This is a genomic window from Rhodanobacter lycopersici (assembly GCF_040812335.1).
Lineage (GTDB): Bacteria > Pseudomonadota > Gammaproteobacteria > Xanthomonadales > Rhodanobacteraceae > Rhodanobacter_A > Rhodanobacter_A lycopersici.
Map to the genome: position 1 here is coordinate 488,459 of NZ_JBFOHK010000001.1, position 24,886 is coordinate 513,344.

The 24,886-nt window shown below is 66.9% G+C and carries 23 protein-coding genes and 3 tRNA genes; 6 read left to right on the forward strand and 20 right to left on the reverse strand.

Features of this window, described 5'->3' with window-relative positions; all coding sequences use genetic code 11:
- Positions 1–40: 40 nt before the first annotated feature.
- Positions 41–655 (reverse strand): YdbL family probable chaperone protein, encoded by a 615-nt coding sequence (locus ABQJ54_RS02210; protein ID WP_367852646.1) that lies wholly within the window; start codon positions 653–655, stop codon positions 41–43.
- A gap of 39 nt (positions 656–694) precedes the next feature.
- Positions 695–2,716: an AsmA family protein gene (locus ABQJ54_RS02215; protein WP_367852647.1), complete on the reverse strand. Its 2,022-nt coding sequence runs from the start codon at positions 2,714–2,716 to the stop codon at positions 695–697.
- A gap of 43 nt (positions 2,717–2,759) precedes the next feature.
- Between ABQJ54_RS02215 and ABQJ54_RS02220 the strand changes: the two genes are divergently transcribed.
- Positions 2,760–3,470 (forward strand): response regulator, encoded by a 711-nt coding sequence (locus tag ABQJ54_RS02220; RefSeq protein ID WP_367852648.1) that lies wholly within the window; start codon positions 2,760–2,762, stop codon positions 3,468–3,470.
- Between the two features lie 19 nt (positions 3,471–3,489).
- On the opposite strand, the gene recO is transcribed toward ABQJ54_RS02220, so the two are convergent.
- The 11 genes from recO to ABQJ54_RS02275 all read right to left on the reverse strand — a co-directional run bounded on the left by recO (position 3,490) and on the right by ABQJ54_RS02275 (position 15,097).
- Complete coding sequence (gene recO / locus ABQJ54_RS02225; protein ID WP_367852649.1) at positions 3,490–4,200, reverse strand: DNA repair protein RecO; 711 nt, start codon at positions 4,198–4,200, stop codon at positions 3,490–3,492.
- Between the two features lie 16 nt (positions 4,201–4,216).
- Positions 4,217–5,152: a GTPase Era gene (gene era / locus ABQJ54_RS02230; RefSeq protein WP_367852650.1), complete on the reverse strand. Its 936-nt coding sequence runs from the start codon at positions 5,150–5,152 to the stop codon at positions 4,217–4,219.
- A gap of 88 nt (positions 5,153–5,240) precedes the next feature.
- Positions 5,241–5,900, reverse strand: a complete 660-nt coding sequence (gene rnc, locus ABQJ54_RS02235; RefSeq protein ID WP_367852651.1) for a ribonuclease III — start codon at positions 5,898–5,900, stop codon at positions 5,241–5,243.
- 10 nt (positions 5,901–5,910) lie between these two features.
- Complete coding sequence (locus tag ABQJ54_RS02240; protein ID WP_367852652.1) at positions 5,911–6,294, reverse strand: DUF4845 domain-containing protein; 384 nt, start codon at positions 6,292–6,294, stop codon at positions 5,911–5,913.
- Positions 6,295–6,414: 120 nt separating this feature from the next.
- Positions 6,415–7,329, reverse strand: coding sequence for a signal peptidase I (gene lepB / locus ABQJ54_RS02245; RefSeq protein WP_367852653.1), 915 nt, complete (start codon positions 7,327–7,329; stop codon positions 6,415–6,417).
- A 24-nt stretch (positions 7,330–7,353) separates the two neighbouring features.
- Positions 7,354–9,144 (reverse strand): translation elongation factor 4, encoded by a 1,791-nt coding sequence (lepA, locus tag ABQJ54_RS02250; protein ID WP_367852654.1) that lies wholly within the window; start codon positions 9,142–9,144, stop codon positions 7,354–7,356.
- Positions 9,145–9,319: 175 nt separating this feature from the next.
- Positions 9,320–10,798 (reverse strand): DegQ family serine endoprotease, encoded by a 1,479-nt coding sequence (locus ABQJ54_RS02255; RefSeq protein WP_367852655.1) that lies wholly within the window; start codon positions 10,796–10,798, stop codon positions 9,320–9,322.
- A gap of 124 nt (positions 10,799–10,922) precedes the next feature.
- The gene (locus ABQJ54_RS02260) at positions 10,923–11,591 is read right to left on the reverse strand and encodes a sigma-E factor negative regulatory protein (protein WP_367852656.1); all 669 of its coding nucleotides are present in this window, start codon (positions 11,589–11,591) and stop codon (positions 10,923–10,925) included.
- On the reverse strand, positions 11,588–12,202 hold the full coding sequence (gene rpoE / locus ABQJ54_RS02265; RefSeq protein WP_367852657.1) for an RNA polymerase sigma factor RpoE: 615 nt from the start codon (positions 12,200–12,202) through the stop codon (positions 11,588–11,590). The genes ABQJ54_RS02260 and rpoE overlap by 4 nt, the downstream gene beginning before the upstream one ends.
- A 175-nt stretch (positions 12,203–12,377) precedes the next feature.
- Positions 12,378–14,591 (reverse strand): putative bifunctional diguanylate cyclase/phosphodiesterase, encoded by a 2,214-nt coding sequence (locus ABQJ54_RS02270; RefSeq protein WP_367852658.1) that lies wholly within the window; start codon positions 14,589–14,591, stop codon positions 12,378–12,380.
- Between the two features lie 11 nt (positions 14,592–14,602).
- Positions 14,603–15,097, reverse strand: a complete 495-nt coding sequence (locus ABQJ54_RS02275) for a Ycf46 family AAA ATPase (RefSeq protein WP_367852659.1) — start codon at positions 15,095–15,097, stop codon at positions 14,603–14,605.
- Positions 15,098–15,363: 266 nt separating this feature from the next.
- Here ABQJ54_RS02275 and ABQJ54_RS02280 point away from each other — a divergent pair, with 266 nt between their 5' ends.
- A complete protein-coding gene (locus tag ABQJ54_RS02280; RefSeq protein WP_367852660.1) occupies positions 15,364–17,427 on the forward strand; it encodes a 3-hydroxyacyl-CoA dehydrogenase NAD-binding domain-containing protein in 2,064 nt (687 codons plus the stop codon).
- Between the two features lie 77 nt (positions 17,428–17,504).
- Here ABQJ54_RS02280 and ABQJ54_RS02285 read toward each other — a convergent pair whose 3' ends face one another.
- Positions 17,505–18,056 carry a DUF2058 domain-containing protein gene (locus ABQJ54_RS02285; RefSeq protein ID WP_367852661.1) on the reverse strand — a complete coding sequence of 184 codons (552 nt, stop codon included), beginning with the start codon at positions 18,054–18,056 and terminating at the stop codon, positions 17,505–17,507.
- Here ABQJ54_RS02285 and ABQJ54_RS02290 point away from each other — a divergent pair.
- Positions 18,055–18,210, forward strand: a complete 156-nt coding sequence (locus tag ABQJ54_RS02290) for a hypothetical protein (RefSeq protein ID WP_367852662.1) — start codon at positions 18,055–18,057, stop codon at positions 18,208–18,210. The two genes, ABQJ54_RS02285 and ABQJ54_RS02290, sit on opposite strands and share 2 nt — an antisense overlap.
- Here ABQJ54_RS02290 and ABQJ54_RS02295 read toward each other — a convergent pair.
- The 4 genes from ABQJ54_RS02295 to ABQJ54_RS02310 form a co-directional block, all read right to left on the reverse strand.
- Positions 18,204–18,416, reverse strand: coding sequence for a SlyX family protein (locus ABQJ54_RS02295; RefSeq protein ID WP_367852663.1), 213 nt, complete (start codon positions 18,414–18,416; stop codon positions 18,204–18,206). The genes ABQJ54_RS02290 and ABQJ54_RS02295 overlap by 7 nt on opposite strands.
- Positions 18,416–19,759: a UDP-glucose dehydrogenase family protein gene (locus ABQJ54_RS02300; protein WP_367852664.1), complete on the reverse strand. Its 1,344-nt coding sequence runs from the start codon at positions 19,757–19,759 to the stop codon at positions 18,416–18,418. The genes ABQJ54_RS02295 and ABQJ54_RS02300 overlap by 1 nt, the downstream gene beginning before the upstream one ends.
- Before the next feature lie 131 nt (positions 19,760–19,890).
- Entirely contained in the window at positions 19,891–20,697 is an 807-nt protein-coding gene (locus ABQJ54_RS02305; protein ID WP_367852665.1) for an FKBP-type peptidyl-prolyl cis-trans isomerase N-terminal domain-containing protein, read from the reverse strand.
- A gap of 186 nt (positions 20,698–20,883) precedes the next feature.
- Positions 20,884–22,653, reverse strand: coding sequence for a cation:proton antiporter (locus tag ABQJ54_RS02310; protein WP_367852666.1), 1,770 nt, complete (start codon positions 22,651–22,653; stop codon positions 20,884–20,886).
- Positions 22,654–22,823: 170 nt separating this feature from the next.
- Here ABQJ54_RS02310 and ABQJ54_RS02315 point away from each other — a divergent pair.
- The 3 genes from ABQJ54_RS02315 (at position 22,824) to ABQJ54_RS02325 (ending at position 23,160) form a co-directional block, all read left to right on the forward strand.
- Positions 22,824–22,899, forward strand: a tRNA-Ala gene (locus ABQJ54_RS02315).
- A 70-nt stretch (positions 22,900–22,969) separates the two neighbouring features.
- A tRNA-Glu gene (locus ABQJ54_RS02320) sits at positions 22,970–23,045 on the forward strand.
- 38 nt (positions 23,046–23,083) lie between these two features.
- Positions 23,084–23,160 (forward strand) — tRNA-Asp (locus ABQJ54_RS02325).
- 113 nt (positions 23,161–23,273) lie between these two features.
- On the opposite strand, the gene ABQJ54_RS02330 is transcribed toward ABQJ54_RS02325, so the two are convergent.
- Both ABQJ54_RS02330 and ppsR read right to left on the reverse strand, forming a co-directional pair.
- Positions 23,274–23,747 (reverse strand): DUF1249 domain-containing protein, encoded by a 474-nt coding sequence (locus ABQJ54_RS02330; protein ID WP_367852667.1) that lies wholly within the window; start codon positions 23,745–23,747, stop codon positions 23,274–23,276.
- A gap of 28 nt (positions 23,748–23,775) precedes the next feature.
- Entirely contained in the window at positions 23,776–24,591 is an 816-nt protein-coding gene (gene ppsR / locus ABQJ54_RS02335) for a posphoenolpyruvate synthetase regulatory kinase/phosphorylase PpsR (RefSeq protein ID WP_367852668.1), read from the reverse strand.
- Positions 24,592–24,886 lie beyond the last annotated feature (295 nt).

Here is a 24,886-nt window from a genome sequence, read left to right on the forward strand (position 1 = left end):
TCCATTATGGCCGAATGCCTCGCCTCATGCCCGCCTGGCGCTACTTGCGCAACCAGGCACCGGAAGCGTCCTGGTAATACCAGCCGGTGCGCGCGTGCTCGATCCAGGTCTGGGCGAAGGTGGCGCGGATCTGCGCCTCCCACTCGGGATGGTTGTTGGCGTTGGCGATCTCGCGGTACAGCGCAGCGCGGTCGCGGTTCTCGTCGGCCACGGTGGCGTTGGCCTGGGCACGCTCGCTCAATGGCACCTTGGCAGCGTCGCGCATGGCAACCATGCCGTCATGGGTGAAACCCACCGCGCCGCTGTCCAGCAAGGCCTGCAGCGAACTCTGGAAGCGCACGCGCATGCGGTCGTGGATCGCCTGCACCGCCGGCGTCTGCACGCGCAGGTTCGGCACGTCGGCGGCCTGGGCGGCCGGCACCAGCAGGTCCAGCAGCATCGCCGAAGGCTGGCGCGCGGGCGGCGGATTGTCCGGCGCCGGCGCGCTCTTGTCCGCTGTGGATGATGTCTTCGGGCCACTGCCGTCGAGCACCGTGCCGATGAACTGGTCGGCGGCCTTCTGTGCAGCCGCCTCGGGAAAGTAGACGTTGATCGTGACGCAGCCCACCAGCGCAATGGCCAGCATGGTCAGGACGATGCAGGTGAGCTTGCGCATGTGCCACTCCTTGAGAACGACGGCGGGAACGACCGCGGCTCAGCGGACCACCGGCGCGTGACCATTGACTGCCTCGCGCAGGCGGCGCACCAAGGTAGGCCAGTCGACCCGGGTCTGGTGGCCGATCACTTGCAGGTGCGGCAGGCCGCTCCCCTCGACGATAGTGTAACCGCCATCCTCGCTCTCCAGCCCGCCCATCTGGCAGACCGCCCCGTGCAGCGTGCAGTTGAGACCGATGCGCTTGTAGCCGAAGGTCTTGAACAGTTTCAGCATCGCACCTTGCAGACCGCTGGCCAGCCCCCCCCCACCCACCACGGTGAGGTTGTTCACCGCACGCTGGCTGATGCGCCCGCCAGCACCGGCCAGCAGCGAGGCCTTGAACGCGACCGGGCTCCAGTTCACCAGGCGCAAATCATCGATGGAACCATCCAGCCGCCCGGTGATGCTGCCGAAGTCGAATACGCTGGTGAGCGTGCCGAGATCGAGCTGGCTGAGGCTGATGTTGCCGGCCAGTACTGGCGCATCACCAAACGGCTGCTGCACGGAGAGATGGGTGACGTCCACGAAACCGTCGAACACGCTCACCGAGAGGCCGCCCTCCAGCTCGAAACGGTCACCGACCCAGCGCAACGAGGGGATCGCCCCACCCAGCGTACCGGGGAACGATGGCCAGCCCAGCGCATGGCTGAAGCTGGCCATGTCGACACCGGTGACCGTGAGGCTGGTGGCAAGGCGCTGGCCCTTCGCCGCTGCCGGACGCCAGTCCATGCTAGCCAGCCGCAACCGGCCCTTCAGCACCGGCACCTCGAGCGGCTGCAACAGGGCCAGGGTACCGTCACGGCTTTGCCAGCGCGACTGCGCGGCACCGTTGGGAATGCGGTAGAACTGCAGGCTGCGCCAACCCAGCGTGGTGGCGGGGCGATCCCCCTGCGCCGACCAGTCCAGGCCGCCGTGCAGGCCGCTCACCGCGAAACGGCCACCGCCGTCGGCCAGCTCCAGCCCATCGGTGTCGAACGCGAAAGCGTGCAGACCATCGCTGCGCAGGTCCAGGCTGCCGCTCAGATGCCCGGAGGAACGCACGTCGCGCAGGCCCAGCGTGGCCAGCCACGCCTGACCGTAGCGCTGATAGGCCGCCGGAAAGCTGGCGCGGAAGCGATCCAGCCGCAATGTCTGCAGTTCGCCCTTCGCGTCAAATGCCAGCGCGCCGTCCAGTTGCAGCGCATCGGCATCGCTGACGCGCAGCCGCTCCAGCTCGACCGCGCCACGTCGGGCGCTGGCACTCAGGTCCAGTTGCACCGGATGTGCGGGCAGCCTGGCGTACAGCTGCCCCAGCAACAGCTCGCCGCCCCCCAGACTGCCTTGCAGGCTGATCTGTGCACCATCGTCGCCGCCGTCGAAGCCGAAACGCCCCGTACCGTCGACCCCTTGTCCCGCCAGCGTGCCGCCGGGAGTGTCGAAGCCCACGCCGGCCAACGTGAACTGCCCGGACGATTGCACGCCCGCGGCGCTCGTATCCACTGCGAGATCGGCATCCAGCCGGCCGCCGGTGAGCCGGCCCGACCACACCGTGCCGAGCAGCCCCTGCAGCCAGCCGGCCGGCAGCTGCCGCAGGCTGATCTTTGCATGGCTGAGCTGGTCCAGCGGCAGCCATGCGCTGGCCTGTGCCTTGTCTTGCTGCAGCTCGACCTGCATGGTGTCGGAGTCGGGGTTCACCACCCAGGTCACTTGCGCATTGCTCAGCGCGCCGCCCGGTGCCCCACGCAATTGCACATGGCCGTCGAACACCCAGCGCAGCTGCGCATCGCGCTGCAGTCGACCATCGAGATGCAGGCCCACGTGCCGCCAGCCCATCGCGGCGATATCCACCTGGCTCGCCTGCAACTGCAGGTGCAGGCCGCCGGCTGGATCATCGCCGAGTTGTGCATTCAGGTCCTGCAGGCGCAGGCCCGGCAGGCTGAACTGTTTCGCGGCAATCGTGATGTCCGCCCGCACAGGCTGCGCCAGGCCGAGACCCAGCAGCAGGAACAGGCACAGCAGCAGATGGCTTGATGTCAGGCGCATGTCGGCCCATTCTGCCAAAATCAGCTGAACCAAGGACCCGGTCATGCAAACCAGCCCTGCCGCCTTCCCGCCGCCGTGTGTGCTGGTGGCCGATGACGATCCCGCCAGTCGCCGCTTCCTGGGCGACGGACTGCGTTCACTGGGTGCCCGGACGGTGGAATGCGCCGATGGCATGGAAGCGCTGCAGCAGGCCCACGACGAGGCCTTCGACCTGCTGCTGCTGGATTGCCGCATGCCCGGCGCCGGTGCCCGGGAAGTGCTGGCGGCGCTGCGCGCTGAGGGCCAGGCCTGTTCCTCCGGCAGCCTTGCGGTTGCCAGCTCTGCCGAACTGGACGCCGCCGGGCGGCGCGATCTGCTTGCTGCCGGCTTCAGCGACGTGCTGCACAAGCCCTGCGGCATCGCCGAGCTACAGCGCGTGCTGGCCCTGCTGCCCGGCAACATGCCGGTGCTGGACGACGAAGCGGCCCTGCGCGCCAGCGGCGATGTCACCACCATGCAGGCGCTGCGCCAGCTGTTGCGCGGGGAACTGGCCCTGCTGTACCAGGAACTGGGCATGCCGGACCGCGACCATGCTGCGCTCGATGACCGGTTGCACCGACTGCGCTCGTCCTGCGGCTTCTGCGGCACCGCTGCCCTGGCCGCCGAAGTGGCGCGCCTGCAGCGGCGGCTGCGCGAGGATCCGCACGATGCCGTCCCGGCCATCGCGCAATTCCGCGGCGCCGTGCAGATCACGCTGCTGGCGCTGGATACCTGAGAGCCTGTTGCAGGCCACGTCAGCGGCTTGGTCGCATACCCGCCAGCACGCGCCACGCACGCAGTTCACCCCCGCCAAGGTGGTAACGGATCACCTCGCGCATCAGCCGGCGCAACGCCGTGAGGCCCTCGTGGTCCGGCATGCGGTCTTCGGCCAGCGCCAGCAGATCTGCGCCGCGTATGGCACTGGTCGTACCGGCAGCACAGCGCATTGCGCCCTGCTCCACGTCGTAGCGGTAATACGCCCGGGCCTGCAGCACTGCCTCACCACCCGCCTCGTGGCGCAACTGCAGTCCATAGCCGATCGCTTGCAGCAGATCCCGCTCGAAGCGGCGCAACGTCCACCCCGCCGGCTCGCCAGCGGCGAGTCGCGCCAGTGTGCGCGCGTAAGCGTCGAACAACACCGGATGCGCGTCCTGCCGCGCGGTGAGGCGCACTACCAGCTCGTTGAGATAAAGCCCCGCAAGACCATGATCGCCTGCCAGCCGCAGCGGCATGCCTACCGTCTCGGCTGCGGCCAGCGCAGCCAACTCGCCGCGCATCAGCAGGTCCAGCAGCAGCGGCTGGAACGGTTCCAGCTGCGCCCGCCGTACCCTGGCCCGCTCGCCACGCACCCCGCGCGCCACCACCCCGAGCCGGCCGTGGTCACGGGTCAGGCATTCCAGCAACAGCGAAGTCTCGCGGTAGGGTCGCGCATGCAGCACGTAGGCGGGTTGCTGGTCGAGACGCATGGCAACCCGGCGGGCGTCAGTCGGTGTAGCCGAACTTCTTCAGCATCGCCTCGTCGTCCACCCAGCCTTCGCGCACCTTCACCCACAGCTTGAGGAAGACCTTGCGCTCGAACAGGCGCTCCATGTGGCGGCGCGCGGCGCTGCCGATGGCCTTGAGCTGGGCGCCGCCCTGGCCGATCACGATGGCTTTCTGGCCGTCCCGCTCCACCCAGATCACCGCGTGGATCTCGGCGACGCCGTCGGGACGGTCGCTGAACTGCTCGATCTCCACCGTGGTGGCGTAGGGCAGCTCTTGGTCCAGACGCAGCATCAGCTGCTCGCGCACCATCTCGGCGGCGAGGAAGCGCTCGCTGCGGTCGGTGATCTCGTCCTCGCCGTAGACCGGCGCGCGCACCGGCAGGCGGGCGAGGATGGCGCGCTCCAGTTCGGCCAGGCCCTTCTTCTTCAGGGCGCTTACGTAGTGGATCTCGTCGTAATCGTGCTGCTCGCTCAGCGTGGCCACGAACGGCAGCAGCGCCGCCTTGTCTTTGCTGAGGTCCACCTTGTTGATGACCAGCAGGCGTGGCGCCTTCTGCTCGGTGAGCGCGGCGTACAGCGCCTCGTCCTCGTCGGTCCAGCGCCCCGCCTCGATCACCTGTACCACCAGGTCGACGTCGCTGATCGCCGCGCGCGCGGCACGGTTAAGGCTGCGGTTCATCGCACGCTTGGCGCCGCGGTGCAGGCCGGGCGTGTCGACGTAGAGGATCTGCCCCGCCTCGCTGCTCGCGATGCCGAGGATGCGGTGGCGGGTGGTCTGCGGACGCGGGCTGACGATGGAGAGGCGGAAGCCGATCAGTGCGTTGAGCAGGGTCGACTTGCCCACGTTCGGTCGACCGGCCAGCGCCACCAGGCCGCAGCGATAGTCCGCGTGCGGCAGCGCGCCGTCGGCGCCGGATTCGATTGGATGGTCCATGGAATGAAAGGTACTCGGATAGGTATGGGGCATTGTAGTGCGCCGGCCCGTACCGGACGGCAGCCCGTTCGATGCACGGCCAGGCGCTTCAGACAGCGCGCGACGGCTCGATCAGATGGGCCAACACGAGCTCGGCAGCATCCTGTTCGGCGTGGCGGCGGCTGGAGCCGCTGGCTTCGGCGCTGAACAGCCCGGGTTCGGTCACTGTGCAGCGCACGTCGAAGATCTTGGCATGGTCCTCGCCGTGACTGTCGATCAATTCGTACTGCGGCAATGCGCAGCCTTTGCCCTGCAGCCATTCCTGCAGGCGGGTCTTGGCATCCTTGGAGGAGCGCCGCAGCACGGCGATGCGCTCCTCGAACAGCTCGCGCACCACCTGCCGGCAGGCGTCGAGGCCGCCATCGAGGAAGACCGCCGCCAGCGATGCCTCGAACGCATCGGCAAGGATCGAATCGCGGCGGAAGCCGCCGCTCTTCAGCTCGCCGGGACCGAGCTTCAGGGCATCACCCAGTTCCAGTTCGCGCGCAATCGCCGCCAGCGCCTGGCCATTGACCAGCTGTGCGCGCAGTCGCGACAGCTCGCCTTCGCTGGCCTTCGGGTGCGCCTCGTACAGCATCTCGGCCACAAAGGCGCCCAGCATGGCGTCGCCCAGGAATTCCAGGCGCTCGTTGTTCGGCTTGCCGACGCTGCGGTGGGTCAGCGCCAGCGCGGCAAGCTCGGGATCACGGAAACGGTAGTTCAGGGTCAAGCGGGACGGCTCACTCGTTCACGTTGCCCGGCAGCGGCACGCTCTTCTCGAAGTGCAGCAGGAAGTCGATGTTGTACATGAACGGGACATCCTTGTCGTAGGCGATCTGCAGCGTGCTCGTGCCACCGTTGTCGCGCACGATGGTGATGTCGCTCGGCGTGATGGTGTTGTCGTCGACATACTGCATGCTGAACTTGTACACCAGATCACGACGAATCCCATCCAGCGACTTGCCGGATGCCCCGCTCGAAGCTTCCTGGCTCATCGCTTTCACCACACCCATGTACTCGATGTAGGCCGGTACCAGCTTCATCGCCATGTAGCCGAAGAACCCCACCACCAGCAGGATCACCAGGAGCCCGATCAGGGTCACGCCCGACTGTCTCGTTTTCATAGTCCCCTCGCTATGTGACCGGCACGGCCGGCTGTCATTGTGTCGTGCGGCCACATGCCCATGTGGCCGCCGGGCCGATTATGCCAGTGGCCATGCAGGCTGCAGCGCAGCTGGATCACATCAATGGATGATCCTGCCGATGCGGTGGAAGTCCACGCCGCCGGTGCCCCAGCCCTTCCAGCTCATCCAGATCATGAAGGCCTTGCCCGCCAGGTTCTGTTCCGGCAGGCAACCCCACCACCGGCTGTCGGTGCTGTTGTTGCGGTTGTCGCCCATCACCAGGTAGCAGCCCTGCGGCACCTTGGACGGCACCACTGCGTTCGGGATCGAATAGGGCGTGGTGTAGGCCGGCATGCGGGCGATCAGGTGGTTGACCATACGGCCATCCTCGCGTTGCAGGTGCTCAGTCCAGACCGTGGCCCCCATGTCCAGCATCAGGCGCTCCTCGTCGCGCTGGGGGTTGCCCACGTAGGGACCTATCTCGTCGGCCTGCACCGGCTTGCCGTTGATCAGCAGGTCGGAACCCTGGATCTCCACCGTATCGCCAGGCAAGCCGATCACCCGCTTGATCCAGTTCTGGCTGGGCACGGGCGCCTGCGGATCGGCGCAGCTCATGTCACCGCTGCGCACCAGCTTGCCGCTGGCGTCCCGGCACAGGAAGCCGGGGAAGCGGAACACCACCACGTCACCGCGCTTCGGTTCGCCGAGATCGAGGAACTTGGTGTTGAACGCCGGCAGGCGCAGACCGTAGGCGAACTTGTTGACCAGGATGAAATCGCCCACGTCCAGCGTCGGCATCATCGAGCCCGATGGAATGCGGAACGGCTCGGCCACGAAGGAGCGCAGCACCAGCACCACCAGCACCACCGGGAACAACGAGCGCGCCCAGTCCACCGGTGCCGGATCGCGATACTCGCTGCCGGCCGCTTCGAGGCGTGCCTTGCGCTTCTTGTAGAGGAACAGGCGATCCAGTCCCCACACCACGCCGAACAGCACGGTGAGGGCCAGCAGAATGGCGGAAAAGTCGAATTCCATGCTTACTCCCGAGAGTACCGCTGCTTATTTGTCTGTCCGCAGCACGGCGAGGAAGGCTTCCTGCGGAATCTCCACCCGGCCGACCTGCTTCATGCGCTTCTTGCCTTCCTTCTGCTTTTCCAGGAGCTTCTTCTTGCGGCTGACGTCGCCGCCATAGCACTTGGCCAGCACGTTCTTGCGCAGTGCCTTCACCGTGGAGCGCGCGATGATCTGCGCGCCGATCGCCGCCTGGATCGCCACGTCGAACTGCTGGCGCGGGATCAGGTCCTTCATGCGCTCCACCAGCTCGCGCCCGCGGCGATCCGCGTGCGTACGATGCACGATCAGCGAAAGCGCATCCACACGGTCGCCGTTGATCAGCACGTCCACGCGCACGAACGGGCCGGCATCGAAGCGCTCGAAGTGGTAGTCCATCGAGGCGTAGCCGCGCGACACCGACTTCAGGCGGTCGAAGAAGTCCAGCACCACCTCGGCCAGCGGCAGCTCGTAGGTGATCTGCACCTGGGTGGCGAGGTACTGGATCGAACGCTGCACGCCGCGCTTCTCCTCGCACAGCGTGATGATGTTGCCGATGTAGTCCGGCGGCGTGAGGATGCTGGCCACGATGATCGGCTCGCGGATCTCGTCGATCTGCGGCACCGGTGGCAGCTTGGCCGGGTTGTCCAGCGCCAGCACCGTGCCGTCGGTCCTCAGCACCTCGTACACCACGGTGGGCGCGGTGGTGATGAGGTTGAGGTCGTATTCGCGCTCGAGGCGCTCCTGCACGATTTCCATGTGCAGCATGCCGAGGAAGCCGCAGCGGAAGCCGAAGCCCATCGCCTCGGAGCTTTCCGGCTCGAAGAACAGCGCGGCGTCGTTGAGGCGCAGCTTGTCCAGCGCCTCGCGCATCGCCGGGAAGTCGTCGGCCGACACCGGGAACAGGCCGGCGAACACGCGCGGCTGCATGGTCTGGAAGCCGGGCAACGGTTCGGAAGCAGGTTTTCCAGCATGCGTGAGCGTGTCGCCTACCGGCGCGCCGTGCACGTCCTTGATCGAGGCGTTGATCCAGCCCACCTCGCCCGCGGAGAGTTTTTCCAGCTTCTTGCGCTTGGGCGTGAACACGCCCACGTCGTCCACCTCGTGCACGCGGCCGGTGGACATCACCAGCAGCTTGTCGCCGGGCTTGATCTCGCCTTGCATCACGCGCACCAGCGACACCACGCCGAGGTAGTTGTCGAACCACGAATCGATGATCAGCGCCTGCAGCTTGTCGGTGTCGCGCGGCTTCGGCGCCGGGATACGCGCCACGATCGCCTCCAGCACCTCGACCACGTTGAGGCCGGTCTTGGCGCTGATCGCCACCGCGTCGGTGGCGTCGATGCCGATCACCGCCTCGATCTCGCCCTTCACCTTCTCGACGTCCGCGGTGGGCAGGTCGATCTTGTTGAGCACCGGCACCACTTCCAGGCCCATCTCCACCGCGGTGTAGCAGTTGGCGACGGACTGCGCCTCCACGCCCTGCGCCGCGTCCACCACCAGCAGCGCGCCTTCGCAGGCGGCCAGCGAACGGCTCACCTCGTAGCTGAAATCCACGTGGCCGGGGGTGTCGATGAAGTTGAGCTGGTAGGTCTTGCCGTCGCGCGCCTTGTACGGCAGCGACACCGACTGCGCCTTGATGGTGATGCCGCGCTCGCGCTCGATCGGGTTGTTGTCCAGTACCTGCGCTTCCATCTCGCGGTCGGCAAGGCCACCGCAGATCTGGATGATGCGGTCGGCCAGCGTGGATTTGCCGTGGTCGATGTGGGCGATGATGGAGAAGTTGCGGATCAGTTCCATGGAGCGCAGGAAGCCAGCCTTGCCTTGGGTACGCCACCGGAACGGCGGCGTGAACCCCGTATTGTCGCATGGAACCATGGATTGTCGCCGCATCACCTTTCCGGCGGCCTGGCACGTCCGTGGCCCCGCAAAGGGCGGCGGCCAGCAAGGCCGCCACCCTTTGCGTCCGCCTGCATTACTTGTCGTCCGGCACGGTCAGGCCGAAGAAGCGGTTCTGGTCATTGCGGCGCACCAGCAGCAGGACGGTGGAACCGGCCTTCACATCCTTGGTCGCGGCCCGGAACGCCTCCACGCTGCCCACCGGTTGCTGGTTGACCATCAGGATCACGTCGCCCGGCTGCAGGCCGGCCTGGGCCGCCACGTCGCCGGTGACATCGCCGATCAGCACGCCCTGCCCCGGCTTCAGGTCCATCTGCTTGCGGGTGGCGTTGTCCAGCGGCTGCACGGTGAGCCCCAGCACGGCGCTGCCGCTGCTCGCGCCCGGCGCCGTGCTGCCGTTGTCCACCGCGTTCTGGTCGCGCGGCATCGTACCGATGGTGACCTGCACGGTCTGCTTCTTGCCCTGGCGCAGGATCTCCAGCGGCACCCGCGTGCCCGGCTTGGTCATGGCCACCAGTGGTGGCAAGTCCGCAGGGCTGTGGATTGCATGGTTGTCGTAGTCGAGGATGATGTCGCCCGGCTGGAGGCCCGCCTTCTCAGCGCCACTGTCCGGGGTCACCTGGGCCACAGCCGCGCCGGAAGCGTCTGGCAGCTTGTAGGCCTTTTCCATGTCATCGCTGACCTCCTGCACCATCACGCCCAGCTGACCGCGCGTCACGTAGCCCTTGGTCTTGAGCTGCTCCACTGCGTTCATCGCCACGTCGATCGGGATCGAGAACGCCACGCCCTGGTAGCCGCCGGTGCCGGAATAGATCTGCGAGTTGATGCCCACTACCTGCCCCTGCAGATTGAACAACGGGCCGCCGGAGTTGCCACGGTTGATCGGCACGTCGGTCTGGATGAACGAGGTATAGGGCTGGTCGTCCCTGCCCAGGTTGCGTCCCACCGCGCTGACGATGCCCTGGGTCACGGTGTAGTCGAAGCCGAACGGCGAGCCGATCGCCAGCACCCACTGGCCCGGCTTCAGGCTGCGTGAGTCGCCGATGCTCACCGTGGGCAGGTTGCCGCCGGCGCTGACCTTGAGCAGGGCAATGTCGTAGGTGGGGTCGGTGCCCACCACCTTGGCGTCGAGGATGCGCCGATCCTGCAGCCGCACGATCACCTTGTCCGCATGATCGACCACATGGTTGTTGGTCAGGATGTAGCCGTCGGCGGAGATAATGAAGCCCGAGCCCAGCGAGGTGTGCGCCTGCTCCGCAGGGGACGGCATCATCGGCATGCCGAAGAAGCGGCGGAAGATCTCGGCCTGGGGATCGTCCGGCATGCCGCCGGACCCCGACAGGCTGCGCGCGCCGGGCTTGCTGCGCCCGCTGTACTTCGCCTCCACCTGCACCACGGCTGGCGCGTTCTTCTGCACGATGCCGGTGAAGTCAGGCAGGGAAGCCGCGACAGGCGCCGGCAGGGCCTGCACGCCCTGCACCGTCAGGGCCGTGCCGGCCAAGGCACAGCACACCAGCAGGCTCAGGCGGGAGCTGCGCAGGATGGATGATGTCATGACGCCTCCTAGTATCGGTTCAGACATGGGAACGGACACGCGTCGCCCGCGGCCCGGAAGGGGGCCGTGTGCGAGCGGGATGGGATGAGGGTGACGGACCGCGGAGCGCGCACGCGGCCCGGCCTTACTGGGTGCTGGCGGCGCCCTGGCGCATGGCGTCCGGCACCTGCTGCTGGGCAGGGTCGAGCAGGATCAGGTAGCTGCCATCGTGGTTGTCCAGCGTGCGGTAACGCTGCGCGCCGAACGGCGACATGCCGCGGCGGACATAGGGCGAAGACAGGCCGGCATCGACCGGGGCTCCCAGCGTGGCTGAAGCACGCTCGCTGAGCAGCCCTGGAGCCTTGCCGCTCAGCCATGGCGGTACCACCGCCACCTCCGGCGCGACGGTCGGTGCGCTGTGCACTGCCGGCATACCCGGCGTGGTCTGCGCGGTCTGCGGAGCAGTGTGCCGTTCAGCGTCGCCAGTAGGCTGGGCGATCATCAGCGCGGCGGCAGCCACGCCGGCTGCGATCGCGCCGCCGGCCGACCAGCGCAACCAGCGATGCCGCGGCGCGGCGGCCACGACGGATTCCTGCTCGATCGCCAGCATCACCCGCGCCACGAAGCCGGCTTCGGCCAGTGGCGGCAGTTGCCGGCGCAGTCCATCACGGACTACGTGGTAGCTCACCCAGGTGCGCCGCAGCTCGCCGTCGTGGTCGAGGCGGCGCAGCAGGAAGCGCAGTTCCTCATGCGACAGCTCGCCGTCGATACCGGCTGAAAGGTGCTCACGCGCATGCTGATCTGACTGGTTCATGTCTGGTCCTCACGATCCGACAACAGCGGCCGCAACTTTTCATCGATCGCCTCACGGGCCCGGAAGATGCGCGAACGCACCGTCCCGATCGGGCAGCCCATCGCCTCGGCGATTTCCTCGTAACTCAGGCCGTCCACCTCGCGCAGCGTGATGGCCACCCTGAGTTCCTCAGGCAGCGCTTGGACAGTGGAAAACACCGAATGTTCAATTTCCTGGCGCATCAGCTCGCGTTCGGGGGTGGCGCTGTCGTGCATGCGCTCGGCGCCGGACAGGAATACCGCCTCGTCCGCATCGATGTCGTCGGTGGGCGGACGCCGCCCCATCGCCACCAGGTGGTTCTTGGCGGTGTTCACCGCGATCTTGTAGAGCCAGGTGTAGAACGCGCTGTCGCCGCGGAACGAGCCGATCGCCCGCCAGGCGCGGATGAAGGACTCCTGGGCGATGTCCTCGCACTCGGCGTAGCTCTTCACGTAGCGCGAGACCAGCCCCACCACCTTGTGCTGGTACTTGCGCACCAGCAGGTCGAAAGCACGCTTGTCGCCGCCCTGTACGCGTTCGACCAGTGCCCGGTCCAGTTCGTTTTCGCCCGTTCGGGCCGTATCCGTCGTCAATGCCGTCTTCCGCTGCGGAGCTTGTGCCAGAACGAGCGCGCTGCTCAGACCGGGGCCAGGCGCGCAAGTTCAGCGTCGCGCGCCAGTGTAGCGACTTCATCCTGACGCACGGACCTGCCATCGGTTGACCCGTCGCGGCGGGTCGCCAGAGCTATGGGGACGATGGACGCCCGGCTCAAGCCGGCACGGTAGCAGCGGGCTGGCCCAGCAGGTGCTGGCGCTCGTCCAGCAGGCGATCGAAGGAAACCACCGGCAACGGCCGGCAGAACAGGTAACCCTGCAGCTCGTCGCAGTGGTGGGCGCGCAGGAAGGCCAGGTGTTGCTCGGTCTCCACGCCCTCGGCGACCACGCTGCGGTTGAGCCGGTGTGCCATCTCGATGGTGGCGCGCACGATCGCCTCGTCATCCGGATCTACGCCGATGTTGCGTACGAAGCTCTGGTCGACCTTGATGCGGTCGGCCGGCAGCTTGCGCAGATAGTCCAGCGAGGCGGCGCCGGTGCCGAAGTCGTCGATCGCCAGGCGGCAACCCAGCCGGTGCAGCGCCTGCAGGTTCTCCACCAGGTTCGGCGCGGCCTTGATGCTGATGCTCTCGGTGATCTCCAGCTCCAGCAGGGTGGGGTCGAGTCCGCTCTCCTGCAGTGCCCGGAACACCGTGGCCGGCAACTTCGGCTCCATCAGTTGCAGCGCGGAAAGGTTCACGCCCAGGCGCAGGCGCAGGCCATAGCGCTGCTCCCATTCCTGGGCCTGGCGACAGGCCGTGCGCAGCACCCACTCGCCAATCGGCACGATCAGCCCGGTTTCCTCAGCCAGCGGGATGAACACCGCGGGGCTGATCGGCCCCAGCTCGGGATGCTCCCAGCGCAGCAGCGCCTCCATCCCCACGATGTCCTCGCTCTCGGTGCCCACCTGCGGCTGGTAGACCAGCCGCAGCTCGCCGTTGCCCAGCGCGTGGCGCAGGCGCGAGCGCAGCGCCAGGCCATGCTCGCGCGCGTATTCCGGACTCACCTCGTAGATGCGGAAGGTGTTGCGCCCCTGCCTCTTGGCCGCGTACATCGCCTCGTCGGCATGCTTGAGCAGGGTTTCCGCGTCGGCCGCGTCATCGGGGAAGAAGCTCACGCCGATCGACACGCCGACCTGCAGGCGCGTGCCGTTCTCCAGCTGCAGCGGGTCGCCGATTACCTGCAGGATCTTCTCGGCGACCCGCTGCACGTCGTCGTTCTTCACGATGTGGCGCAGCACCACGGTGAACTCGTCGCCGGCATAGCGCGCCACCGTATCGGAAGCGCGCACGCTGCCGCGCAGGCGACGGGTGACTTCCTGCAGCACCTGGTCGCCGGCGGCGTGGCCGTGCGTGTCGTTGACCGCCTTGAAATGGTCGAGGTCCACGAACAGCACGGCAAAGCACTCGCCGTTGCGCACCGCCTCGCGCAGGATCGACTCCAGCCGGTCGCCGAACAGCAGCCGGTTCGGCAGGCCGGTGAGCGCATCGAGCAGACCTTCGGCGCGTCCCTGCTCACGGGTGAGCCCCAGCTCCAGTCCCTGCGCGAAACGGGCCGATGCGCAGCGCAGCAGCGGCTCGACGATCGCCATGTCACCGAAGCCGCGCCGGCTGCCAGCCAGCATCGCGCCCAGCACCACCCGGCGCTCGTCGTACAGCGGCAGGCCCACGAAACCGGACAGATCGAGCAATGGCAGCAGCGCGTCGGCAGACACCCGCTGCTGCACTTCGCTGCGATAGAGCACCGGCTCCCCGCCCAGAACACGCTGCAGCAGCACCTGCGCCTCGACCGGCGGCCAAGCGGGCTCCGCACCATTCCACAACTGCAGCAGCGGTACCGGAAACTCGCCGCCCTCGTTGCGCACCGGCCACACCGCAAGGTAATCCAGCGCCATCTCGTCAAACAGCAGCCGCGCGGTGGCGTCGCGGGTGGCACCGCCGCCACTGCTGGCGAAGATGCGTGTCAGCAGGTCCAAGGCGTTTTCCGCCGCACTCCTGGTTTGGGTCGCCGCCGGCGGAACGGCAGGTGGCTGCTGCTGCCAGCGCGTCAGCAGTTCGGCCTCGATCTGCGCAGCGTGCAGCCAGCCGGTGACCTCGTCAGGCAGTTGCGCAGCCTGCAGCGACGCATCCTCGTCGAGGATCGCCAGCAGTGGCACGCCCGTGCCGGCGCCCAGGGCGCGCAACTGCTCGCAGCATTGGCGCGCCTGCACCGCACCGTGGCCCAGCACGGCCACCATCAATTCCAGCGGCTGACGCCCCTCCAGCAGGATCGCCGCGTGCTGCGCATCGCGTGCGCTATGGATATGTCGATACCCCGCCTGATCGAACACGTCGAACAGGCGGCGCCGCAAATCGCGTCGTGCGGCCAGTACCAGAATGCCCTCGCTCATGTCTGTCCGCCTCAACTCAGCCAGCGGCCATCGCGCAGGCGCAGGCGCTGCGGCAACTGTGGTTCGCTGTCGATGCAGGTGATCAGCTCGCCCAGCTGCTCGACCAGTGCCAGCGGCGCATTGAGCAGCACCACGCGGCGCAGATGCCCGGTAGTCGCCCGCGCCAGTTGCCGCAACAGTGCGAGATCGGCTGGCGCCAGCGGCAATTCCAGTTCCTGCAGTACATAGACGCCGAAATGCATGCTCTGCTGCATGTAGCGCAACGCCTGGCCGAGGCGTTGCGCATCGGGTACGCGTGCATGCGCATCGCGCAGGCTGGACAGCCCCAGGCCCGGCTGCCACAGATACACCGCCTGCCCGCTGTGGCGGGCAATGCTGCGGAACTGCTCGAGCAGGGTCACGCCGTCCTCGCTGCGCACGGCCACCACTCCGGCCGGCGCTGCCAGAATCCGCTCGAAAACGTCATCACCGGAAGATGGCAAGGGCATGTCCATCATCGATGTCATCGTGGCTCCCTGAGTCGTTCGGCGACGGCCGGCGGGAGGTACGCCAGCCGTCGGTCCCCATGGCGCATTCTCCACTGGTTTGCACCCATTCTGGAGCCTGATCGTTGCCGTGGAGGGCGAACCGCTTCACATTCGACCGATCGGAAGATTCCGAAAACCAACGCAAGTCCGTAAGCGGCGTCTGCCGGTGCCCGCCCGGCACACATCTCGCATTCGTCCGGACGGAACGGTATGGTTCGGACTTCGTCCACCACCTCCCCCTGTCCATGTTCGAAGGATTGCGCTTCAACCATTGGAAGACGAGCCTGGACGAGCGCGGCATCGTCACGCTCAGCCTCGATCGTGCCGGCAGCAGTGTCAATGCGATCAACCGTGCGGTGCTCGACGAACTGGGCCAGATCGTCGAGCGGCTGGCGATCGAGAAGCCGGCCGGCGTGATCGTGCACTCCGCCAAGCCTGCCGGTTTCGCCGCAGGTGCGGACATCAAGGAATTCGTGGAGTACGCGAAGCAGGGCAGCGTGCTGGAGAACATCGAGAACGGTCAGCATGTGTACGAAGCGCTGGCCCGGCTGCCCTGCCCCACGGTTGCGGCAGTGCATGGCGCCTGCATGGGCGGCGGCACCGAGTTGATCCTGGCCTGCAACCAGCGCATCGCCGCGGACGACGACAAGACCAGGATCGCCCTGCCCGAGGTGATGCTCGGCATCCATCCCGGCTGGGGCGGGACCGCGCGACTGCCACGGCTGATCGGCGCCCTCGATGCACTGCCCCTGATGCTCACCGGCAAGTCGTTGTCGGCGAAGCGTGCGCTGGCGCTGGGGATGATCGATCGCGTGGCGCCCCCCGAGGAACTGCTGGCCGAGGCGCGCGCGCTGCTGCGCCGCCCGCAGTCGCGGCCGTTCGCACGGCGCGCCAAGGCCTGGCTCACCAACTGCTGGCCGGCACGACAGATCCTTGCACCGATGGTGATGAAGCAGACCGCCGCCAAGGTCTGCAAGGAACACTACCCTGCCCCGTTCGCGCTGATCGATGTGTGGCAGCGCGGCGGCGGCGACATCCGCCAGCGGCTGCAGCACGAAGCGCGCTCGGTGGCGAAGCTGGCGCAGACGCCCACCGCACGCAACCTGATCCGCCTGTTCTTCCTGCAGGAGCGGCTGAAGAACCAGGGCGCCGGCACCGAGCACGGTATCGCCCACGTGCATGTGGTGGGTGCCGGCGTGATGGGCGGCGACATCGCCGCCTGGGCAGCACTCAAGGGGTTTGCGGTGACCCTGCAGGACCGCGAACTGAAGTTCATCCAGCCCGTGCTGGATCGAGCCCGCAAACTGTACGAGAAGAAGCTGAAGACGCCGGAAAAGATCGAGGCCGCCACCCGCCGCCTGCGTGCCGACGTGGAAGGCGCCGGCATCAAGGACGCCGACCTCGCCATCGAGGCGATCTACGAGAACGCCGAGGCCAAGCAGGCGCTGTACGCCGGCATCGAACCGCAATTCCAGGCCGGGGAAATCCTCGCCAGCAACACCTCCAGCATTCCACTGGACGAGCTGCGCAGGAACCTCAAGTCGCCGCAGCGTTTCCTTGGCCTGCACTTCTTCAACCCGGTGGCGCAGATGCCGCTGGTCGAGGTGGTGCGCCACGACCAGCTCGATCCCGCCATCGAGAAGCGCGCGCTGGCCTTCTGCAAGGCGCTCGGCAAGTTGCCGGTGGCGGTGAAAGGCACACCCGGCTTCCTGGTCAACCGCATCCTGATGCCCTACCTGCTGGAGGCGCTGCGCCTGTACAACGAGGGCGTGCCCGGCCCCGTTCTGGACAAGGCGGCGAAGCGGTTCGGCATGCCGATGGGGCCGATCGAGCTGGCCGACACCGTGGGCCTGGACGTATGCGCCTCGGTCGGCAAGGAGCTGGCACCCTTCCTCGGCCTGGAACTGCCGCCCGGCCTGGAGGAAAAACTCGACGCCGGCAAGCGCGGCAAGAAGGACGGCCAGGGCCTCTACGTGTGGCAGGACGGCAAGCCGATCAAGCCGGAAATCGATCCCGACTACACCCCGGCCCCCGACCTCACGGACCGCATGATCCTGTCGATGGTGAACGAGGCGGTGGCCTGCCTCGCCGACGGCGTGGTGGACGATGCCGACCTGCTCGACGCGGGCGTGATCTTCGGCACCGGCTTCGCACCGTTCCGCGGCGGCCCGATCCAGTACCTGCGCAGCGAAGGTACAGCCACGGTCAAGGCGAAGCTGGAACAGCTGGCGCAGCGCCACGGCGCCCGCTTCACGCCCAAGGAAGGCTGGGATCACCCGGCGTTGGCAGCCGGTACCGACATGCTCTGAATCCACGCGCATCGCCTGTGGAAACGCCCGGTACATGACCGGGCGCATTCTCCAGACGGCGGCAGGCGCGAAGCGATCTACCAGACCAGATCGTCGGGCACACCGTCGTCGGCAGTGGCCGCATCCGGATCGACCAGCAGGGCCAGCAGGTGCCCATCGATCACGCGCACCTGTTCGGCGATCTCGCGCGCGACCAGCAGGTAGCGCCCTGCCTGCTGCACCACGCCCAGTTCGCCGGCATTGAGCGCCGCAAGCTGGGCCGCGTCCACGTGGATGCGGCGGATCTTGCCGCCGTACTCGAAGTTGCGCACCAGCTCGGTCTCGGCCTTGTTCAAGGCCTTGCCGTCCAGCAACTGCTGGATCTTCTGCTTGCGCTCGCGGCGCTGGCGCGCCTGCTCCTCGGCTTCCTGCTGGGCCCGCTTGCGCTCGTTCGCCTCGGTCTGGGCGCGGATCGCGTAGGCCTTGGCGAGATCCATGTCTTCCTGGCTGCGGCGCGGTGCCGGCGGCTTGCCACCCTGGCCATGCGGCTTGCCGGACGGCCTGCCCTTGCCTTCGGTGCCGCGCCTTTCTTCGCGGACTTGCTTGACGAGGCCGCTCTTGAGCAGCTGGTCGCGCAGGGATTCACCCATGATCGTGATTCCGGTGATGCTTTCCGTTGCGATCATCCATGATCGCGAAAATCGAACAAGCGGCCATGCTTGGCCGCACTCTTTCAACCCTTTGCGATCGTCCATGATCGCGAAGATCAAACGGGCGGCCATCCTTGGCCGCACTCTTCAATAATGCGGCGGCGGCGGTTCGCTGTGCGGGTCGGATGCCGGGCCCAGCCGCACGCTCTGCAGTTCCTGGCGCAGCAGGTGCAGCAGGCGCTCCAGCTCGACGATGCGCATCGCCTGCTCGGCATCGGCCGCGGCCAGCGCCTGCACGGTGTCGTCGATGAAGGTCAGCCGCACTTCCAGATCGGCCAGGCGTTGCTCGATCGCGTCCATCAGCGTGCCACCCGCAGGCTGCGCCCGCGGCCGATGCCGTAATAGGCCAAGCCAGCCTCTTCCACTGCCGCAGGGTCATAAAGGTTGCGGCCGTCGAAGATCGCCGGCGACTTCAACGCGCCGCGGATGCGCACGAAGTCAGGACTGCGGAAGGCCTTCCATTCAGTGATAATGGCCAGCGCGTCGGCACCCTGCAGCGCATCGTAGGCATGCTCGCACAGCATCAGGTCGGCACGCTCACCGTAGATGCGCCGGGTTTCCCCGCGCGCTTCGGGATCGAAGGCCTGCACGCGCGCGCCAGCCGACCACAACGCTTCCATCAGGCGACGACTGGAGGCCTCGCGCATGTCGTCGGTGTTCGGCTTGAAAGCCAGGCCCCACAGCGCGATGGTCCTGCCTTTCAACTCGCCGCCAAAGTGACGCGAGATCAGCTCGAACAACTTGGTCTTCTGGTCGTGGTTCACCGCCTCGACTGCCCCGAGCAGGCGTGCCTCGTAGCCCGCGCCGCGCGCGGTGCGCTCCAGCGCCTGCACGTCCTTCGGGAAGCAGGAGCCGCCGTAGCCCGCGCCGGGATAGATGAAGTGGTAACCGATGCGCGGGTCGGCGCCGATGCCCTGGCGCACCAGTTCCACGTCGGCGCCCACGCGCTCGGCGATGTTGGCGATCTCGTTCATGAAGCTGATCTTGGTCGCCAGCATCGCGTTGGCGGCGTACTTGGTCAGCTCGGCGGAGCGTTCGTCCATTACCACGATGCGCTCGTGGTTGCGGTTGAACGGAGCGTACAGTTTGCGCAGCACCGTCACCGCGCGCGCGCTGCCGCTGCCGATCACGATGCGGTCGGGGCGCAGGCAATCCTCCACCGCGTCGCCTTCCTTGAGGAATTCGGGATTGGAAACCACATCGAATTCCACGCTGATGCCGCGCGTCGCCAGTTCCGGCACGATCGCTGCGCGTACGCGGTCGGCAGTGCCTACCGGGACGGTGGATTTGTTCACCACCACGGCGTAACGGTCCATGTGCTGGCCGATGGTCTTCGCCACGCCCAGCACGTACTTCATGTCGGCGCTGCCGTCCTCGTCAGGCGGGGTGCCCACCGCGATGAAGATCACGTCGCCATGCGCGATGCCGGTGGCTGCATCGGTGGTGAAATCGAGCTGGCCATCGGCGTGGTTGCGCTTGACGATGGGCTCCAGGCCCGGCTCGTAGATCGGAATCTCGCCGCGCTTCAGGCGCTCGACCTTGTCCGCGTCGATGTCGACGCAGACCACGTGGTTGCCCATCTCGGCGAGGCAGGCGCCGGTGACCAGGCCGACATAGCCGGTGCCGAAGATCGTGACTTTCATCGTGCGGTCGATTCCTCTGGAACGCGAATGCGCATTCTAACCGCGCGACCATTGCCGCGGTTGGACAAGGCAGGAAAGCAAGAGGGCGCGAATCGCTTCGCGCCCTCTTGCCATGGACTGGGCAGCAGCGCTTACTGGCTGTTGTCGCTACCACCCGTGTCGCCACCACCGGGGCCACCGTTACCGGCGGCGGAAGCCGGGGTCGGCTTGGTGCTGACCAGCGTCACGTCGAAGATCAGCGTGGCGTTCGGCGGCATCGGCGGCTGCGGCTCGGCGCCGTAGGCCAGGTTCGCCGGGATGAACAGCTTGTAGTGGCCGCCCACCTGCATCAGCTGCAGGCCTTCGCGGAAGCCCGGAATCACGCCGGCCAGCGGGATGTCGGCCGGGCCACCACCCGGATGCTTGGCCGAGGCGTCGAACACCGTACCGTCGACGAAAGTGCCGGTGTAGTTGATCTTCACCGTATCGCTCGGACCCGGACGGGCACCGGTACCCTGGCTGACCACCTGGTACTGCAGGCCCGAGGCCGTGGTCTTCACGCCCGGCTGGGTCTTGTTCTTGGCGAGGAAGGCATCGCCCTCGGCCTTGTTCTTGGCCGCCAGCTTGGTCATCTCGGCCTCGTACTTGGCCTTGATCTTGGCCATGAACGTGTCGTGCACCTGCTTGGCCTCGGCCTCGCTCATGGTCGGCTTCTGGCCGGACAGTGCGGCCTTCACCGCATTCGCCACCTCGGTCGGGTCCAGCTCGTCGCGCATGATCGGCGGAACCTGGGAAGCAATCTCCCAGCCCACCACGTAGCTGGCCTTGGCCTTGTCGACCGTGCCAGTGGCACTGCTGGCGGCTTTGGTGGTCTTCTGGGCGGCGAATGCACCCGCCGACAGGCCCAGCGCCGCGGTCATCGCCACCGCCGTCAGCGTGGGGCGCAGAAAATGCTTCATTCGAAACTCCCTCGTATTGGATATGCCGGTGCCGCCGGCCGGGCCCCCACCGCGGAGGCATGGTCGCCCATTGTGGGGCGACCGCGCCGGGCTTGCAATCGGGTCCGGATAAGACAGTCAAGCCACCGAAAGGTTCAGCCGCGACCCGCCGGAAACGCAGCACCGGATGCATGCGATGACATCTTTTCAGGTGGGATCACCGTGCCGGGGCGGCTCCGGCTTGTCGAGCGTCTCCTTCAGGGCAGCCTGCAACCGCGCGTGCAGCTTCACCAGCGTGCGCCACAGGACCACCGCCAGTACCACGCCGGCCACCAGCAATGACAACGCCACCCCGCGTGGCGGCAGAATCGCCGAGCCCAGTGCGCTGACCAGCAGCGCCAGGGCAAACAGGGTGGCCAGCGGAATCATCCGCGCCAGTACATTGCGGATCGCCTGCGTGTAGGCGCCGGCGAAGCGTTCGCGGATGCCCAGCTCGGCCAGCAGCATGCCCAGGGCCTCGGCCTTGCGGTACACCGCGATCAGCATCGGCAGCGACAGGAACAGCGCACAGGCCCAGATCAGCGTGTGGCGCAGGTCGCGATGGATGCCGAATTGCGCGAACCAGCCCCAGCTGTGCGAGTTCACATAGGCGCCGATCACGAACAGCGTGACCACCAGCAGCACGTTGACCGCGATATGCCATAGCAGGCGGCGCAGCATCGCCGCCAGTACCGCGTTCTCGTCGACCGGCTTGAGGTTCTCCAGCCAGCCGCTGTAGCTGTCGGCCAGGAAGCGCAGGGGGCGCGGCGTGATGCGCGACAGGCCGCCGGCCAGCCGGTCGGCGGAACGATTCAGGTACGGCGACACCGCCATGCACAGTACCGACACCGCCACCGCGATCGGATAGATGAAATCGCTGATCGCACCCAGCGACAGGCCCAGCGTGGCGATCACGAACGAGAATTCGCCGATCTGCGCCATGCTCAGCCCCGAGCGCAGGGCAGTACGGGCATCGTGGCCCACGGCGAGAATGCCCAGACCGCAGGCCAGCGTCTTGCCCACGATCACCACCGCCGCGATCAGCAACGCAGGCAACGCGTATTGCCACAGCATGGCCGGATCGATCTTCAGGCCGATCGCCACGAAGAACAGCGCCGCGAACATGTCACGCAGCGGTTCGATCAGATGCAGCACACGCCCCACGCTGCGCGCCTCGGCCACCACCGCGCCCGCGAGGAAGGCGCCCAGCGCCACGCTGAAGCCCATCCATACCGCCAGCAGGCTGGCGCCGAAGCAGATGCCGAGCACGCTCACCAGCAGGGTTTCGTCGCGCCCGAAGCCAGCCACGTAGTCCACCAGCCGCGGCAGCAGCAGCAGGCCGAGGATCATGCCCACCACCACGAACAGGCCGAGGTGGCCGATCAGTGCGAACGCGGTATCCGCATGCACGGTGCCGCCGATCGCCACCGCGGTGAGCAGGGTCAGCATCACGATGGTGAGCACGTCTTCGGCCACCAGCAGGCCCACCACCAGCTTCGCGAATGGCTGTCCCTGGCTGCCGCCCTCCTTCAGCGTGCGGGTGGCGACCATCGTCGAGGACAGCGCGATGATCGCGCCGAGGAACAGCGCGTCGATGCCCTTCCAGCCGAACAGGTTGCCCAGGCCCACGCCAATCCACAGCATCAGGCCCACTTCGAGTACCGCCACCGCGAGCACGCCTATACCGACCTCGCGCAGCTTGCGCACACTGAACTCCAGGCCAAGCGTGAACATCAGCAGCACCACGCCGAGGTCGGAGATGTCGTCGATCGCGCGCGGATCGGCCACCAGCATGCCCGGCGTATGCGGGCCGATCAGCACGCCGGCCAGGATGTAGCCCAGCAGCACCGGCTGGCGCAGGCGCTGGAACAGGATCGTGGTGGCGCCGGCCACGAGCATCACCATCGCGAGGTCGCGAATGAAGCCGATCTCGTGCATGTCTTCCTCTCGTTGCGCCCGGGAAGGAAGCTTAAACGATGCCTCGCACGTGTCGTGGCCGGTGCCGGGCAAATCTCAGCGGAACAGCCATCGGCAGTCGCGTGAGAATTTCTTGAAAAAAAGCTTGACGGATATGTGACCCCCGCCTATTCTTTGCGGCTTCCAGCGGCGGGGCCATAGCTCAGCTGGGAGAGCGCCTGCATGGCATGCAGGAGGTCGGCGGTTCGATCCCGCCTGGCTCCACCAGGGTTTGATTCAACGCAAGTCCTTTGCGAGAACCCGCACTTCTCATGTGCGGACTTTTCGAAAAAGCAACGTCCCCATCGTCTAGAGGCCTAGGACATCACCCTTTCACGGTGGCGACCGGGGTTCGAATCCCCGTGGGGACGCCAAGGGCGGAACGCGTTGTACGTTGGCTGGAAACAAATGTGGAGCGGTAGTTCAGTCGGTTAGAATGCTGGCCTGTCACGCCGGAGGTCGCGGGTTCGAGTCCCGTCCGCTCCGCCACGATCAACAAAAAAGCTGCCTTTGGGCGGCTTTTTTGTTGGCTTCGTAGGAGCGGCTTCAGCCGCGACAGATAGGGTGTGGAATCGCGGCTGAAGCCGCTCCTACGGTTGCTCCTACACGCGCCCAGAGTCGGCGCGCACCAGCGTGCCAATGGAATGCCCCTGCTCCGCCAGGTACTCCAGCCAGCGCGCGAGAAAGCCGTTCATCTGCAGGCGATGCTGGAACACCGTGTGCGCGGGCGCGAACGGGCCGAGTACCTGCCACAGGTGCCGCCCTGGATGGCAATGCAGCGCTTCCGCCACATGGGCGTCGGTGTACATGCGCAATTGCGCCGATGGTGCGCGATGGCCGGTATGCGCATCGACGAAATCGTAGGTGAGCTCCAGCTCCAGCGTATAGGGGTGTCGCTCCTGCACCGCCAGGTGCACGTTGAGCCCGTCGTCCACGTCCGACACGTACTGGCCCGGCACCAGCTGCTGTGGCGCGAACAGCCGCGTCAGCCGGTGGTAGTTCTCCGCATACAAGCCCATCAGGAACTCGAAGCGGCCCGGCAACAGGCTGTGGCGATCGTCGAGTACGGCACTCATGGCGGGCGCTGGCTACTCCAATGCAATTTCAGAACATAGTGCGTTCGATGCCGAAGCTCGCGAAGATCTTGCTCGCGATCTCCTCGATCGAGACGTGCGTGGTGTTGAGAAACGGGATGCCGGACTGGCGCATCAGCCGGTCGGCCTGCTCCAGCTCCCAGCGGCACTGCTTGAGCGTGGCGTAGCGGCTGCCCGCGCGACGCTGCTCGCGGATCTGTGCCAAGCGCTCGGGCTCGATGGTGAGGCCGAACAGGCGATCGCGGTACGGCCGCAGGCGCGCCGGCAGTTCCAGTTTTTCCAGATCCTCGTCGGTCAGCGGATAGTTGGCGGCGCTGACGCCGTAATGCAAGGCCATGTACAAACAGGTCGGCGTCTTGCCCGAGCGCGACACGCCGACCAGGATCAGGTCGGCCTGCGCGTAGTCCACGTCGATGCCGTCGTCGTGCGACAACGCATAGTTGGTGGCGTTGATGCGCGCCTCGTACTTGTCGAAGTCCACCAAGCCGTGCGAGCGGTTCACTGCACCGGAACGCTTGGCCCCCAGCTCCGTTTCCAGCGGACCGATGAACGGCGCGAACACGTCCAGCATCAGGGCGCCGCTGGCCGCAACGATCTCGCACAGCGCACGGTCGGCCATGGTGTTGACCACGATCGGCCGTTCGCCGCTCTTCGCATAGTGTGTCTTGATGCGCAGCGCGGCTGCCTCGGCCTTGTGCGCATCGTCGATGAAGGGCAAGCGGTGCTTGTCGAAACTCAGGCCCTCGAACTGCGCCAGGATGCTGTTGCCGATCGTCTCCGCCGTGATGCCGGTGGAATCGGAAATGAAGAAAACCGTGCGCTGCATGGAGGGTCCGCTGGTCGAGGCACTTACCTGCCGCGCACCTTAGCGCAAGGCTTGAAAACTGTCGCCGCTCGCCCGGCAGCCCCGGGGCGAATGTCGCCAGCGCCGCGTGACCGCCGCAGACGCGCTCGCCTACGCCGACTCCAGCCTGACTGGTATGCAGTTGGCTCGACGCCGGTTGGCATTGGTCTTCTTGTGCCGCGCACCATCGACAGCGGACAATACCAATCCTTTGCAGCCCGCTTCGGGCCTTCGCTGCGCGTGCATTCCACTCTTTACCGCACTTCCCTCTAGGAGA